This window comes from Roseateles sp. L2-2 (assembly GCF_050613215.1).
GTDB lineage: Bacteria > Pseudomonadota > Gammaproteobacteria > Burkholderiales > Burkholderiaceae_C > Roseateles > Roseateles noduli.
This window is the reverse complement of the sequence record NZ_CP192509.1, coordinates 4,037,434-4,050,447: the sequence shown is the minus strand read 5'-3', so window position 1 is coordinate 4,050,447 and position 13,014 is coordinate 4,037,434. Positions and strand designations below refer to the sequence as shown.

General features: G+C 68.7%; 12 protein-coding genes. 6 read left to right on the top strand and 6 right to left on the bottom strand.

Annotation, left to right across the window (positions count from 1 at the left end; all coding sequences use genetic code 11):
- Window positions 1–48: 48 nt before the first annotated feature.
- The gene (locus ACQZ13_RS18175) at window positions 49–1,674 is read right to left on the bottom strand and encodes an ABC transporter substrate-binding protein (protein ID WP_431046824.1); all 1,626 of its coding nucleotides are present in this window, start codon (window positions 1,672–1,674) and stop codon (window positions 49–51) included.
- Window positions 1,675–1,846: 172 nt separating this feature from the next.
- Between ACQZ13_RS18175 and ettA the strand changes: the two genes are divergently transcribed.
- The 4 genes from ettA (at window position 1,847) to ACQZ13_RS18155 (ending at window position 6,633) form a co-directional block, all read left to right on the top strand.
- Window positions 1,847–3,511, top strand: a complete 1,665-nt coding sequence (gene ettA, locus ACQZ13_RS18170) for an energy-dependent translational throttle protein EttA (RefSeq protein WP_088407498.1) — start codon at window positions 1,847–1,849, stop codon at window positions 3,509–3,511.
- A gap of 198 nt (window positions 3,512–3,709) precedes the next feature.
- Window positions 3,710–4,297 carry a Spy/CpxP family protein refolding chaperone gene (locus ACQZ13_RS18165; protein ID WP_431046822.1) on the top strand — a complete coding sequence of 196 codons (588 nt, stop codon included), beginning with the start codon at window positions 3,710–3,712 and terminating at the stop codon, window positions 4,295–4,297.
- 94 nt (window positions 4,298–4,391) lie between these two features.
- Window positions 4,392–5,105 (top strand): response regulator, encoded by a 714-nt coding sequence (locus ACQZ13_RS18160; protein WP_088407529.1) that lies wholly within the window; start codon window positions 4,392–4,394, stop codon window positions 5,103–5,105.
- 13 nt (window positions 5,106–5,118) lie between these two features.
- Entirely contained in the window at window positions 5,119–6,633 is a 1,515-nt protein-coding gene (locus ACQZ13_RS18155; RefSeq protein ID WP_431046820.1) for a HAMP domain-containing sensor histidine kinase, read from the top strand.
- Between the two features lie 104 nt (window positions 6,634–6,737).
- Here the strand turns inward: ACQZ13_RS18155 and ACQZ13_RS18150 are convergent, their stop codons facing one another.
- From ACQZ13_RS18150 to trpS, 3 genes are read right to left on the bottom strand one after another with little or no spacing between them, the layout of a single operon-like run.
- Entirely contained in the window at window positions 6,738–8,141 is a 1,404-nt protein-coding gene (locus tag ACQZ13_RS18150; RefSeq protein WP_431046818.1) for an MATE family efflux transporter, read from the bottom strand.
- Entirely contained in the window at window positions 8,138–8,602 is a 465-nt protein-coding gene (locus ACQZ13_RS18145; RefSeq protein ID WP_431046816.1) for a DUF3717 domain-containing protein, read from the bottom strand. The genes ACQZ13_RS18150 and ACQZ13_RS18145 overlap by 4 nt, the downstream gene beginning before the upstream one ends.
- 28 nt (window positions 8,603–8,630) lie before the next feature.
- Window positions 8,631–9,647, bottom strand: coding sequence for a tryptophan--tRNA ligase (gene trpS, locus ACQZ13_RS18140; protein ID WP_431046814.1), 1,017 nt, complete (start codon window positions 9,645–9,647; stop codon window positions 8,631–8,633).
- A 170-nt stretch (window positions 9,648–9,817) separates the two neighbouring features.
- On the opposite strand from trpS, the gene purN reads away from it, so the two are divergent.
- Complete coding sequence (gene purN, locus ACQZ13_RS18135) at window positions 9,818–10,456, top strand: phosphoribosylglycinamide formyltransferase (protein ID WP_431046812.1); 639 nt, start codon at window positions 9,818–9,820, stop codon at window positions 10,454–10,456.
- 42 nt (window positions 10,457–10,498) lie between these two features.
- On the opposite strand, the gene ACQZ13_RS18130 is transcribed toward purN, so the two are convergent.
- Together ACQZ13_RS18130 and ACQZ13_RS18125 are read right to left on the bottom strand one after the other, a co-directional pair.
- Entirely contained in the window at window positions 10,499–11,149 is a 651-nt protein-coding gene (locus ACQZ13_RS18130) for a DUF1345 domain-containing protein (RefSeq protein WP_088407492.1), read from the bottom strand.
- 28 nt (window positions 11,150–11,177) lie between these two features.
- Window positions 11,178–11,456 (bottom strand): DUF1653 domain-containing protein, encoded by a 279-nt coding sequence (locus ACQZ13_RS18125; RefSeq protein WP_431046810.1) that lies wholly within the window; start codon window positions 11,454–11,456, stop codon window positions 11,178–11,180.
- Between the two features lie 71 nt (window positions 11,457–11,527).
- On the opposite strand from ACQZ13_RS18125, the gene ACQZ13_RS18120 reads away from it, so the two are divergent.
- Complete coding sequence (locus ACQZ13_RS18120; protein ID WP_431046808.1) at window positions 11,528–12,796, top strand: RsmB/NOP family class I SAM-dependent RNA methyltransferase; 1,269 nt, start codon at window positions 11,528–11,530, stop codon at window positions 12,794–12,796.
- Window positions 12,797–13,014 lie beyond the last annotated feature (218 nt).

Below are 13,014 nucleotides of genomic sequence, written 5' to 3'. Positions count from 1 at the left end.
GGAGAGGGCAGGGGTGAGGGCCAGCTGCCGACGCAGTGAGCCAACGGCTTACTTCGGGGCGACCGAGGCCCAGCGCAGTTCGAACCAGTTGTCGGGGCGGTGGATGACCGTCACGTTGGCGCGCGTCGCCCACGGGATCATCTGGCGGTGCAACGGGATCAGGTGCGTCTGCGCGCGGAACTCGCGCAGCGCGGACTTGATCAGTTCCTCGCGCTTCTTCGGATCGGCTTCCTCGCTGGAGGCGGCGGCGAGCTGATCGAACTTGTCGTCGTGCCAGTTGCCGAAGTTGTACTGGCCGACCGACTTCTCGCCGCGGTTGCGCATCAGCGGCGTCATCGCGACTTCCGCATCGGTGATGCTGCCGCCCCAGCCGTACAGGTAGAGGCTGGTGTCGAGCTTCTCCAGCTTGGGGAACATCAGCACGCGCGGCTGCGCGTTGACGCTCACCTTCACCTTGAGCTGCGCCCACATCGACGCCAGCGCCAGGCAGATGCGCTCGTCGTTGATGTAGCGGTTGTTGGTGCAGTCCAGCGTCACCTCGAAGCCGTTGGCGTAGCCGGCGTCGGCCATGAGCTTGCGCGCCGCGGCCAGGTCGAAGGGCAGGCGCGTCTCCAGCTGCGGGTCGCTGAACGCGCCCAGCGGCGACGGCGTCAGCCCGCCTGTGGGCAGGCTCAGGCCGTTCATCAGCTTGGTGCGCATCGTGTTGATGTCGATCGCCTGGTACAGCGCCTGGCGCACGCGCAGGTCCTTGAACGGGTTCTTGTCGCCGGGCACCTTGCCGTACAGCAGCTTGTCGCGCGACTGGTCCATGCCGATGAACACGATCCGGTTCTCGGGGCCTTCCTGGACCTTGACCTGAGCCGTCTGCTTCAGCTTCGGGATGTCGCGCGGCGAGGGGTCGAGCACGAAGTCGATCTCGCCCGACACCAGCGCCGCCAGGCGCGTCGCGTCGTTGGCGATCGGCGTGTAGACCGCGTCCTGCACGTTGCCGTCGAACTTGCCCCACCAGGCCGGGTTGCGCTTGAAGGTGGTGCGGATGCCGGGCTCGCGGGCCACCATCGCGTACGGCCCGGTGCCGTTCGAATGCGTGGCGGCGTAGGTCTCCTGCTTGTCCTTGAAGTTCTGCGGCTTGACCACGTTGTGCTGCTCGCACCACTTGCGGCTCATGATGAACAGCGTGTCCAGGTGCTGCAGGAAGATCGGATTGACCTTGTCGAGCTGGAACTCGACCGTGAAGTCGTCGATCTTCTTCGGCGTGCCGACGGCCTGCGCGTAGACGCTGATCTGCGAATACGGATCCTTCGCCCGGTTGATCGAGAACACCACGTCGTCCGCCGTGAACGGCGTGCCGTCCTGGAACTTCACGCCCTGGCGCAGCTTCAGCCGCCACAGCGTCGGCTTGAGCTGCGTCCACTCGGTGGCAAGACCCGGCACCAGGTTCAGGTTGCGATCGCGGGAGACCAGGCGCTCGTAGACCTGGCCGTTCATCGCATTGGTGACGATCTCGTTCTGCGAATGCGGGTCGGCCGTCTGCATGTCGCCCTGGCTGGCCCAGCGCAGCGTCTGCGCGTGCGCGCTGCCCACGAGGAGGGCCATCGTGAGCGGGATCGCGGCCAGGGCGCCGACTGTGCGCGAACGAACGGAGGCGGTGCGCGAGATGGAACGGAACAGCATGGTGGTCATCTCTGAGCTCTGAGGGAACGGGGAAGGGCCGTCGAGTTTATGGGCACCGGCGGAAGCTGCGACAATGCACGACTATTGCCCGGGCGCCTCGCCGCCCACGCAGGGCCCGGCGCACGCCGAACGGCCCCCAGGTCAACCCACGAAACGCTGAAGAACCATCGCCATGGCTCAATACGTCTTTTCGATGAACCGCGTCAACAAGACGGTTCCTCCGAAGCGCCACATCCTCAAGAACGTCTCGCTGTCCTTCTTCCCCGGCGCCAAGATCGGCGTGCTGGGCCTGAACGGCTCGGGCAAGTCCACGCTGCTGAAGATCATGGCCGGCGTCGACAAGGAGATCGAGGGCGAGGCCATCCCGATGCCCGGCATCAAGATCGGCTACCTGGAGCAGGAGCCGCAGCTGAACCCGGACCAGACCGTGCGTGAAGCGGTCGAGGAAGGCATCGGCGGCGTGCTGGCCGCCAAGAAGCGCCTGGACGAGGTCTACGCCGCGTATGCCGAGGACGGCGCCGACTTCGACGCGCTGGCCGCCGAGCAGGGCGAGCTGGAAGCCATCATCGCCGCCGCCGGTTCCGAGAACACCGACCTGCAGCTGGAGCTGGCCGCCGACGCGCTGAACCTGCCGCCGTGGGACGCCAACATCGGCGTGCTGTCCGGCGGCGAGAAGCGCCGCGTCGCGCTGTGCCGCCTGCTGCTGTCCAAGCCCGACATGCTGCTGCTGGACGAACCGACCAACCACTTGGACGCCGAATCGGTCGAGTGGCTGGAGCAGTTCCTGCAGCGCTTCCCCGGCACCGTGGTGGCCATCACCCACGATCGCTACTTCCTGGACAACGCCGCCGAGTGGATCCTGGAACTGGACCGCGGCCACGGCATCCCCTGGAAGGGCAACTACTCCGACTGGCTGGACCAGAAGGAACGCCGCCTGGAGCAGGAACAGAAGACCGAGGACGCCCGCGCCAAGGCGATGAAGGAAGAGCTGAAGTGGGTGCGCTCGAACGCGAAGGGCCGCCAGGCCAAGAGCAAGGCGCGTCTGGCCCGCTTCGAGGAACTGAGCGACGTCGACTACCAGAAGCGCAACGAGACCAACGAGATCTTCATCCCCGTGGCCGAGCGCCTGGGCAATGAAGTGATCGAGTTCGAAGGCGTGACCAAGTCCTTCGGCGACCGCGTGCTGATCGACAACCTGTCGTTCAAGGTCCCGGCGGGTGCCATCGTCGGCATCATCGGCCCCAACGGTGCCGGCAAGTCGACGCTGTTCCGCATGATCCAGGGCGTCGAGACGCCGGACAGCGGCACGGTGAAGATCGGCAAGACGGCCAAGCTGGCCTTCGTCGACCAGAGCCGCCAGAGCCTGGACGCCAACAAGACCGTGTGGGAAGACGTCTCCGGCGGTCTGGACAACATCATCGTCGGCAAGTTCGTGATGCCGTCGCGCGCCTACATCGGACGCTTCAACTTCAAGGGCAACGACCAGCAGAAGATGGTCGGCCAGCTGTCCGGCGGTGAACGCGGCCGTCTGCACCTGGCCAAGACCCTGGCCCAGGGCGGCAACGTGCTGATGCTCGACGAACCGTCGAACGACCTGGACGTCGAAACCCTGCGCGCGCTGGAAGAGGCGCTGCTGGAGTTCGCCGGCTCGGCGATGGTGATCTCCCACGATCGCTGGTTCCTGGACCGCATCTGCACGCACATCCTGGCCTGCGAAGGCGATTCGCAGTGGTTCTTCTTCGACGGCAACTTCCACGAGTACGAAGCTGACAAGAAGAAGCGCCTCGGCGAAGAAGGCGCGCGTCCCAAGCGCGTGCGCTTCAAGCCCATCACTTAATCTTCTCGGCTCCCAGCCGTCAGGCCGGCCCTCTGGGGCAGGTCTTGCCAGGCGCCCGCGATGTCTCGATTTCAAGAGGCGCCGCGGGCGTTTTTCATTGGGGTCGATTCATTTCACGAATCTTTACGGGACACCCACGGCCAATTGACGCGCGCCGCCGACCATTTCCTCACCCCAGAACGATTTGGAGATTCCGAGATGGTCAAGAGCTTCTCCCGCCCCCTGAAGATGCTGGCCCTGGCCGCGACGATGAGCGTGGCCGCCCTGGCGGCCCAAGCCCAGCCGGCCCCCGGCGACGCGCCGCCGCCCCCGCCGCACGGCATGCACCGCGGCGGTCCGGACTTCGGCGGTCCCGGCTTCGGCCCGATGGGCCCCATGCACGGCAAGCTGCTGAAGGACGCCGGCGTCACCGATGCGCAGCAGGCCCAGATCAAGCAGATCTTCGAGGCCGCGCACAAGGACCTGAAGGCCCAGCGCGACACCGACCGCCAGCTGCACGAACGCATGCAGGCGCTGTTCACCGCGCCGACCGTGGACGCCAACGCCGTCGAGCAGGTGCGCCAGCAGATGCACGCGTCCCATGACGTCGAATCCAAGCGCATCACGCTGGCGATGATCGACGCGTCGCGGGTCCTGTCGCCCGAGCAGCGCGCCAAGATCGCCCAGCTGAAGAACCAGCAGCGCGAGAAGATGAAGGAGCGCATGAAGGACCGCGCCGAGCGCGCCAAGGAACGCCGCGGCGCCAACGAGGCCAACCCGGTCCCGAAGCCTTTCACTGACCGCTGAACGCACGAGGCCGGCTATGCTTCAGTCTTTCGATGAGTCCGCGGCGCGCGGCCTGGCCGATCCGGCCCGGTCGGTGGCTGCACCGCAACGCCCGATGAACCCACGACTGCTCCTGATCGACGACGACGCCCGGCTCACCGCGATGCTGGGCGACTACCTCAGCAGCGCCGGCTTCGACGTCAGCTTCGCCGGCTCGCTCGCGCAAGGCCGCACCGAGCTCGAGGCCGGCCAGTTCGAGCTGCTGGTCCTGGACCTGATGCTGCCCGACGGCGACGGCCTGGAGTTCTGCCGCCAGCTGCGCGGCGACAAGCGCTGGCGCCGCCTGCCGGTGCTGATGCTGTCGGCGCGCGGCGAGCCGATGGATCGCATCCTCGGTCTGGAACTGGGCGCGGACGACTACCTGCCCAAGCCTTTCGAACCCCGGGAGCTGCAGGCCCGCGTGAAGGCGCTGCTGCGCCGCACCGAGCCGCAGGCCATGGGCGACGAAGTGCTTCGCTTCGGTCGTCTGGAGATCGATCTGGCCGCGCGCCAGGTGCGCCTGGACGGCAACGCCTGCGACCTGACCAGCCACCAGTTCGACCTGCTGGTCGTGCTGGCGCAGAGTCCGGGCCGCGTGCTCTCCCGCGACCAGATCATGGACGCCCTCAAGGGCCATCCGCTGGAAGCCTTCGACCGCTCGATCGACGTGCACATCTCGCGCATCCGTTCGGTCATCGAGGACGACGCCAAGAATCCGCGCCGCGTGCTGACGGTGCGCGGCGCCGGTTACGTGTTCGCACGCAAGCAGGACGCCGAAGGCCTGGAATGAAAGCTGCGACGCGGTGAAGGCGCTGTACCTGCGCATCTACATCACCGTCGTGGTGGTGTTGCTGGCGTTTGCGCTCGGCTCGGCGTGGCTCTTCCAGGGACGCATCGAGCAGGAGCGCGGCACCTTCGAGCAAGCCGCGTCGGAGCGCCTGGTAGCGCTCGCGGTGCTGGTGCAGCGCGCCTTGCCGCCGGTGACGGCGTCCACGGACGAGCAGGCCGACGCCGTCGAGGACTGGGGCCAGCGCCTGCGCATGGCGCTGGCGTTGGAAGATTCGCGCGGGCGCCGCATCGGCGCCTCGCCGCTGTTCGAGCGCCGCGAAGACCTGCCCGGTTCGCGCGTGCAGCGCGTGCCGCTGGACGACGGCCGGCATCTGCTGTTCCTGCGTCTGGCCAGGCCGCCGGGCGCTTCGGGACCGACCGGCCAGGACAAGCTCGAAGCCGATGCGCGCGCCGCGAGCGGTCCGCACCGGATCCAACGTGAGCGTCGCGATCCGTTCGTCGACGGCCCGGCGCCGAACGATGCCCGCACGCCGATCCGGCGCGAACCGCGTCCGGAAGTCGAGCAGATGCGCCAGCGCATGCTGGATCGTCTGGAACAGCAACGCCGCGAGGATGCCGCGAACGGTTCCTGGCTGCCGGGCTGGATCCCGCGTCCGAGCGGCGAGGCCCTGGCCGTGCTGCTGGCGATGCTGTTCATCGCGGTCGCCGTCGGCGCCTATCCGGTCGTGCGCCGGCTCACGCGCCGGCTGGAATCGCTGAAGGCGGGCGTCGAGCAGTTCGGCTCCGGCGACCTGAGCTTCCGCGTGCAGGACAACGGCAAGGACGAGGTCGCCGCGCTGGCGACCAGCTTCAACCTCGCCGCCGAACGCATCGAAGCGCTGCTGAGATCGCAGAAGAGCCTGCTGGCCAACGCGAGCCATGAGCTGCGCTCGCCGCTGGCGCGGCTGAAGATGGCCTTCTCGATGCTGGACGATGCGTCCCCCGCGCAGCGCGCGCGGTTGGGGCAGGAGATCAACACCAACATCGTCGAGCTCGACGCGCTGGTCGAGGAAGTGCTGCTGGCCAGCCGCCTCGAAGGCGGCGCGCAGTCGCTGAGGCTGGAGCCGGTCGATCTGCTGGCCATCGCCGCCGAGTCCGCCGCGCTGGGCGACGCCGAGCTGGAGATCGAGGAAGGCATCGAGCGCCTGCCGCTGAACGGCGACGATCGCCTGCTGCGCCGCGCGCTGCGCAACCTGCTGGAGAACGCTCGCCGCTACGGCGGACCCGTCGTCGAGCTCAAGGTGCGTCGCGCCGGGCAGGATCGCGTCGAGCTGCAGGTCTGCGATCGTGGCCCGGGCGTGCCTGAACCGATGCGCGAGAGGATCTTCGAGGCCTTCTTCCGGCTACCCGGCCATGCCGAGGTGTCCGGCGGCGTCGGCCTGGGCCTGAGCCTGGTGAAACAGATCGCGACGGCCCATCAGGGCACCGTGCGTTGCGACGCCCGCGAAGGCGGTGGAAGCTGCTTCGTCATCACCTTGCCGCTGACGTGACTGCTCGTGGCGCGCAGGGGCGGCCACTCGTCGTTGCAAATGCTCGCCGTAGCGCTGCTACGGCTGTGCTTTGCGCCTAGATTGGCAGCCCCTGCGCACCCCGCTCAGTCACGTCGGGGGATGTTGAGATCCTCTCGCCGATGCACGAGGGCCAGCAGGATGCTGAGCCCGATCGCGGCCGCCGCCAGACCGACCGAGGCGGCACTCCAGAAGCCCATCGCGCCCTGCATGATTGCGGGCAGCGCGACGGCGTGATCGCCGAAGACCAGCCAGTAGCCGCCGCCCAGCCCGAGCCCCCAGATCGCGAACGCGTAGATCAGCATCGGCGCGGTCGCGATGTGATGGGCGCGCAGCACGAAGGCGGCCACGGTCTGGCCGGCGTCGGAGACGTGGAAGAGCCACAACCAGCCCAGCAGGGGCAGGGCGGCGGCGATCACGGCGGTGTTGCTCGTGTACAGCCCCAGCACCTGCTCGCGCAGCGAGAACACCACGCCGCCCAGCACGAACGCAATCGCCAGGGCGATCTCCAGGCCGTGCCAGCCGAGCCGGCGTGCCGCCGCGTAGTCGCGCGCGCCCATCGCCTGCGCCACGAGCGTGCTGCAGGCGTTCGCCTGCGACAGCGGCAGCATGAACATCATCGCGACGAGGTTGGCGCAGAGCTGATGCCCCGCCACCGGCGTCGTGCCCAACCGCGCGATGAAGATCGCCATGAAGGTGAAGCCGGTGACCTCGATCAGCACCGACGCACCCATCGGCACGCCCAGCTTCAGCAGCCGCATCAGCGTGTCCTTGCGCGGACGGTGCAGCCCGCTGCGGGCGAAGCCGAAATCGGCATAGAACGGATCGCGGCGCAGCACGGCCAGCGCGATGAGCAACTGGCTCCACATCACGATCGCCGTGGCGATCGCGCAGCCGACCGCGCCCAGCGCCGGCACGTGCAGCGGCCCGAGCGTGAAGCCGCCGATCAGCAGCGCGCTGGCCGGGAACTTCAGCAGCAGCCCACCGATCTGCAGTGCCATCACGGCCTTGGGTCGCGACACCGCCGTGTTGAAGCCTCGATAGGCCGTGAACAGCAAGGCGGCCGGGAGCGCGATGCCCAGCATGCGCAGGTAGTCGCGGATCTTGGCGGCGATCTCGGGGCTGACCTGCGAGATTGCCAGGAAGGGTTGCGGGAACCACAGGATCAGTTCGCCGACGACCGTCAACGCCAGCGCGAGCCACGCGGCCTGGTGCAGGCTGTCGCCGGCCTCGGCCATGCGCTTCGCGCCGAAGAGCTGCCCGGCGACCGGCGAGATCGCCAGCACCACGCCCATCAGGCCGACGAAGACCGAGGTGTAGACGGCCGAGCCCACCGCCAGCGCCGCCAGGTCGATCGCGGAATGGCGCGCGACGAGCAGCGTGTCGATCGTCGAATAGGCCAGCACCGCGAGCTGCCCGATGAACACGGGCCACGCGAGCGGCAGGATCTGGCGCAGGCTGGCGAGCCGGCCGTGAAGCGCTGCGCTCAAGCGGAATCCTTGCCGGACGCGTCGGCACCGCCGGCGTCGGCCGGGCCGCTGGCGCCGCGCAACTCGATGGCGCGCTCCGCATACCGGTTGAAGCGCCACGCCGTGCCTTCGATCGTGATCCGGCGCCAGGTCGCGCGCTTCTCTCCGGGCGTCAGCACCGGCCAGTTCTGGACCTCGTCGAAGGTGCGACCGCAGCCCTTGCAGAGCTCGTCGCCCTGGCTGGTCGAGCAGATCGCGATGCACGGCGCGTCCGGCGTCGTGTCGTACCAGCGCAGCCAGGCCGCGAGCGCGCGCTGCGGCATGGAGTCCTCGTCGCACTCGGTCTCGTGGTGGAAGACCATCAGCGCATAGACCTCCGCCAGCGCGCGCAGCTCGGGCCCCAACGTCACGCCGTCGCCGGGCGAGCGCTGTCGCCACCAGTTGATGGCGGATTCGAGATCGGTGATGTGGATGCCGGCCATCTCTGTCGTCTCAGTCGCTTCTGTCGTCTCAGTAGTCGATGCCCATCGCGCCGCGCACCTCGCGCAGCGTCTTGCGCGCCACCGCACGGGCACGTTCGGTGCCGACCTCGACGATCCAGTGGACCTTCTTCGGATCGGCGAGCAGTTCGTCGGCGCGGGCGCGCCACGGCGCCTGCTCGTCGTGGATGGCCTCGATCAGCGGTTCCTTGCAGTCCAGGCAGCCGATGCCCGCGCTGCGGCAGCCGGCCTCGACCCAGGCGCGGGTGTCGCTGTCGGCGTAGACCTTGTGGAGCGCCCAGACGGGGCAGCGCTCGGGCTCGCCCGGATCGCCGCGGCGCACGCGCTGAGGGTCCGTCTGCATCTTGCGCACCTTGTCGGCCACCACCTCCGGCGCGTCGCGCATCGCGATCGCGTTGCCGTAGGTCTTGCTCATCTTGCGGCCGTCCAAGCCGGGCAGCCGCGAGGTCTCGGTCATCAGCGCCTGCGGTTCAGGGAACAGCGGCGCCGTCGGCGGCCGGTAGAGGTGGTTGAAACGGCGGGCGACTTCGCGCGTGACCTCAACGTGCGGCGCCTGGTCCTCGCCCACCGGCACGAAGGCCGCCTTGTAGATCAGGATGTCGGCCGCCTGCAGCAGCGGGTAGCCGAGGAAACCGTAGGTCGCCAGCTCGCGGTTCTCGGCCACGAGGTCCTTGTAGCTCGGCATCCGCTCCAGCCAGCTCGACGGCGTGCTCATCGCCAGCAGCGTGAACAGCTCGGCGTGCTCCGGCATGCGGCTCTGGATGAACAGCGTCGCCTGCTCCGGATCGACGCCGGCGGCCAGCCAGTCGACGACCATGTCGTAGACGCTCTGCTCCAGGCCTTCGCGGTGCTGGAAGTGCGTCGTCAGCGCGTGCCAGTCGGCAACGAAGAAGAAGCAGTCGTAGGCGTCCTGCAGCCGCACCCAGTTCTTCAGTGCACCGTGGTAGTGGCCGAGGTGCAGCGCGCCGGTCGGGCGCATGCCGGACAGCACGCGCTGGCGCGGGGTGGGGGTGGGGTGGTCGGTCATGGCGGAGGGCTGGGGCGGTGGCCGCGCCGGGGCGGGCGGTCTCGGAAAGAGGCCGGTCGTGCGACGACGGAACGACAACGACGGAACGGCAACGGCGGGAGGGCGATTGTAGGGAGCGGCGGACCGTGCGACACCGGTCATGCCCATGCCCTTGGCTACACTGCCGGCCCATGAAGAACATCGTGATCCTGATCTCCGGGCGAGGCTCCAACATGGAGGCCATCGTCCAGGCCTGCGCCGCCGGCGGATGGCCGGCCCGCATCGCCGCGGTGATCAGCAACCGGCCGGACGCCGGCGGGCTGGAATTCGCGCGGGCGCATGGCATTGCCACCGCGGTCGTCGACCACAAGGCCTTCGGCAAGGGCGATGCGGCGCGGGTGGCGTTCGACGCGGAACTGCAGCGCGTCATCGACGGCTTCGCGCCCGATCTGGTGGTGCTGGCCGGCTTCATGCGCATCCTGACACCGGGCTTCACCGGCCACTACGCGGGTCGGATGCTCAACATCCATCCGTCGCTGCTGCCGGCCTTCACGGGCCTGCACACCCATCAGCGCGCCATCGAGGCGGGCTGCCGCGTGGCCGGCGCGACGGTGCACTTCGTGACGGCGGAGCTCGACCACGGGCCGATCGTCGCGCAGGCGGTGGTGCCGGTGCTGGACGGCGACGACGAGGCGGCGCTGGCGGCGCGCGTGCTCAAGCTGGAGCACCGCATGTATCCGAGCGCCGTGCGCTGGTTCGTCGAGGACCAGCTCGCGACCGAGGGCGCGCGCGTCCTCCATCGCGGCGGCGATTCGCAGATGTTCAGCTGATCGTCCTGGCGCAGCGGAGCCTCGGCTCCGAGGCTGAGGCGTTCAGCCCAGCATGCCCGCCAGGAAGTTGATCGTGAGCGCCAGCACGACCGTGTTGAACACGAACGCCTGGATCGCCTGCACGAGGACCAGCCGCCGGATCGGTCTCGCGCTGACGACGACGTCCGAAGTCTGCGAGGTCGCGGCGACGGTCGCCGCGAAGTAGAAGAAGTCCAGGTAGTCGGGCGCTTCCTCGTCGCCGGGGAACTCCAGCCCGTGGGGCGCCTTCGGCCCGCTGTGGAACAGCGACGCGTATGCCAGGCCGAACTCCACCGGCAGCAGCAGCCAGGAGCCGGTCAGCGTCGCCGACGCCACCAGCAGATGCGGCCAGGCCTGCAGCAGGCCGGACTCCTTCACCTGCGCCAGCTCCAGCGCGATCGCCGCCATGCTCGCGGCGCCGCCGAGGATCGCCAGGATCAGCACCGTCGGCGCGCTGTCCGCGACGGCGCGGGCCTGCTCCTCGACGTCGTCCGCGTCGGTGCGGAACATCATCCAGCCGATCAGCACGAGGTAGGTCCAGACGCCGGCGCTCCAGCCGAGCAGCGTGCGGGTGTGCCAGGCCAGTTCGACCGGCCAGGCCGCCGCCAGCAGGGCGCCGGTCGCCGCGCCGATCAGCAGGCGGGGACGACGCTTGATCTGGTGCAGCAAGGGCATGGGCGTTCGTCCGGGAATCCGTCCGGGCTCAATCCGGGATGCGGGCGAAGCGGGGCTGGACCACGCCGTCGATCTCGACGGTGCCGACGAACATGTCGTAGGGGCGCACCCACAGGCCGCTGTCGCTGTAGAGCGGCGCGTAGAGCACCAGCGCCTCCAGCGTCTCGCTGTGGCGGACGACGCCGCGCACCTCGTACTCGCCGCCCTTGTAGTGGCGGTAGCGGCCGGCGGGCGCCTCCGGCAGAGGCGGCAACGGGTCGCCGGCGCCGTGCGCCGCGGGGTCCTGGGTCGTGTGGGAATCGCTCATGGAGGAGGGTGCGTGACGGCGGGGACAGGGCAGGGCGCGGTCCCGGGCCCGGAGCCTGGGATAATCGGGCGATGCATCCTAATGCCCTTCTTGAACTCTGCGCCGAACTGGTGGACAGCCTGCTGCTGTTCGACAAGCCCGCCGACTCCCTCGTTTCCGACTTCTTCCGGGCGCACAAGGCGCTCGGCCAGCGTGAGCGCCACACCGTGGCCGAGACCGCCTACGCCGTGCTGCGCCTGCGTCCGGTGCTGCAGCATCTGGCCCAGTCGGGCCGCGGTCCGATGTCGCGGCGTCTGGCGATCCTCGCCTGGGCCGGCAGCGAGGCCTTCCTCCGCGCCGCGCTCAACGACGAAGAGCAGCACTGGCTCAAGCAGGTGGCGAAGATCGACCGCACCAAGCTGCCGGCGAAGCTGCGACACAACCTCCCCGACTGGATCGTCGACCCGCTGAAGCAGCGTCTGGGCGACGAGCAGTTCTGGCAACTGGCCGAAGCCGTCAACGTCCCGGCGCCGCTGGACCTGCGCGTCAACCTGTTGAAGGCCAAGCGCGAGGACGTGCAGGCCGCGCTCCAGGAGAAGGGCTTCGCGTCGTCGCCGACGCCGTTCTCGCCCTGGGGCCTGCGGCTCGAAGGCAAGCCGGCGCTGCAGAAGCTCGACGTCTTCACCAGCGGCCAGGTCGAGGTCCAGGATGAGGGCAGCCAGTTGCTGTCCCTGCTGACCGAAGCCAAGCGCGGCGAGATGGTCGTCGACTTCTGCGCCGGTGCGGGCGGCAAGACGCTGGCGCTGGGCGCCGCGATGCGCAACACCGGTCGGCTCTACGCGTTCGATGTCTCGGGGCACCGCCTCGACAAGCTCAAGCCGCGCCTGGCGCGCAGCGGACTGTCCAACGTCTACCCGGTGCAGATCAGCAACGAGCGCGACGAGCGCGTGAAGCGTCTGGCCGGGAAGATCGACCGCGTGCTGGTCGATGCGCCGTGTTCGGGCCTGGGCACGCTTCGCCGCAATCCGGACCTGAAATGGCGCCAGTCGCCGGAGGGCATTCAGGAACTGCACGCCAAGCAGCTGGCGATCCTGAACAGCGCCTCGCGCCTGCTCAAGCCGGGCGGTCGCCTGGTCTACGCGACCTGCTCGCTGCTGGATGCCGAGAACGAGTCGGTCGCCGAGGCCTTCGCCGAGGCCCACCCCGACTTCAACTTCATCCCGGCACAGGACGTGCTGACGCATGCGCAGGTCGAAGCATCCCAGGCGGCATCGCTGTCGGAGAACGGCTATCTGCGCCTGTGGCCGCATCGTCACCAGAGCGACGGCTTCTTCGCCGCGGTCTGGGAGCGGAAGAAGTAAGCCAGCGGAGCCCGGCGCAGGATTTCGGCGCCGGAACGATGGTTTGTTTTTGATACGAACGGCTTGCACCGTTCGTTCGATCACGTCTTCAGGCCCTTCCAGTCCTGAAGCGTCAAAAGACCGGCGGGAAAGCGGCTTACATCCGGGCGATTTCTAGAGTGCGTCGCCTACAATGGGGGCTTCCTGTGGACAACTGGCTCCTCGCGAGCAGGGTTAGG

Coding starts and splice junctions, on each gene's coding strand:
- ACQZ13_RS18175 (WP_431046824.1), bottom strand. CDS start 1,674: ATGCTGTTCCGTTCCATCTCGCGCACCGCCTCCGTTCGTTCGCGCACA.
- ettA (WP_088407498.1), top strand. CDS start 1,847: ATGGCTCAATACGTCTTTTCGATGAACCGCGTCAACAAGACGGTTCCT.
- ACQZ13_RS18165 (WP_431046822.1), top strand. CDS start 3,710: ATGGTCAAGAGCTTCTCCCGCCCCCTGAAGATGCTGGCCCTGGCCGCG.
- ACQZ13_RS18160 (WP_088407529.1), top strand. CDS start 4,392: ATGAACCCACGACTGCTCCTGATCGACGACGACGCCCGGCTCACCGCG.
- ACQZ13_RS18145 (WP_431046816.1), bottom strand. CDS start 8,602: ATGGCCGGCATCCACATCACCGATCTCGAATCCGCCATCAACTGGTGG.
- trpS (WP_431046814.1), bottom strand. CDS start 9,647: ATGACCGACCACCCCACCCCCACCCCGCGCCAGCGCGTGCTGTCCGGC.
- purN (WP_431046812.1), top strand. CDS start 9,818: ATGAAGAACATCGTGATCCTGATCTCCGGGCGAGGCTCCAACATGGAG.
- ACQZ13_RS18130 (WP_088407492.1), bottom strand. CDS start 11,149: ATGCCCTTGCTGCACCAGATCAAGCGTCGTCCCCGCCTGCTGATCGGC.
- ACQZ13_RS18125 (WP_431046810.1), bottom strand. CDS start 11,456: ATGAGCGATTCCCACACGACCCAGGACCCCGCGGCGCACGGCGCCGGC.
- ACQZ13_RS18120 (WP_431046808.1), top strand. CDS start 11,528: ATGCATCCTAATGCCCTTCTTGAACTCTGCGCCGAACTGGTGGACAGC.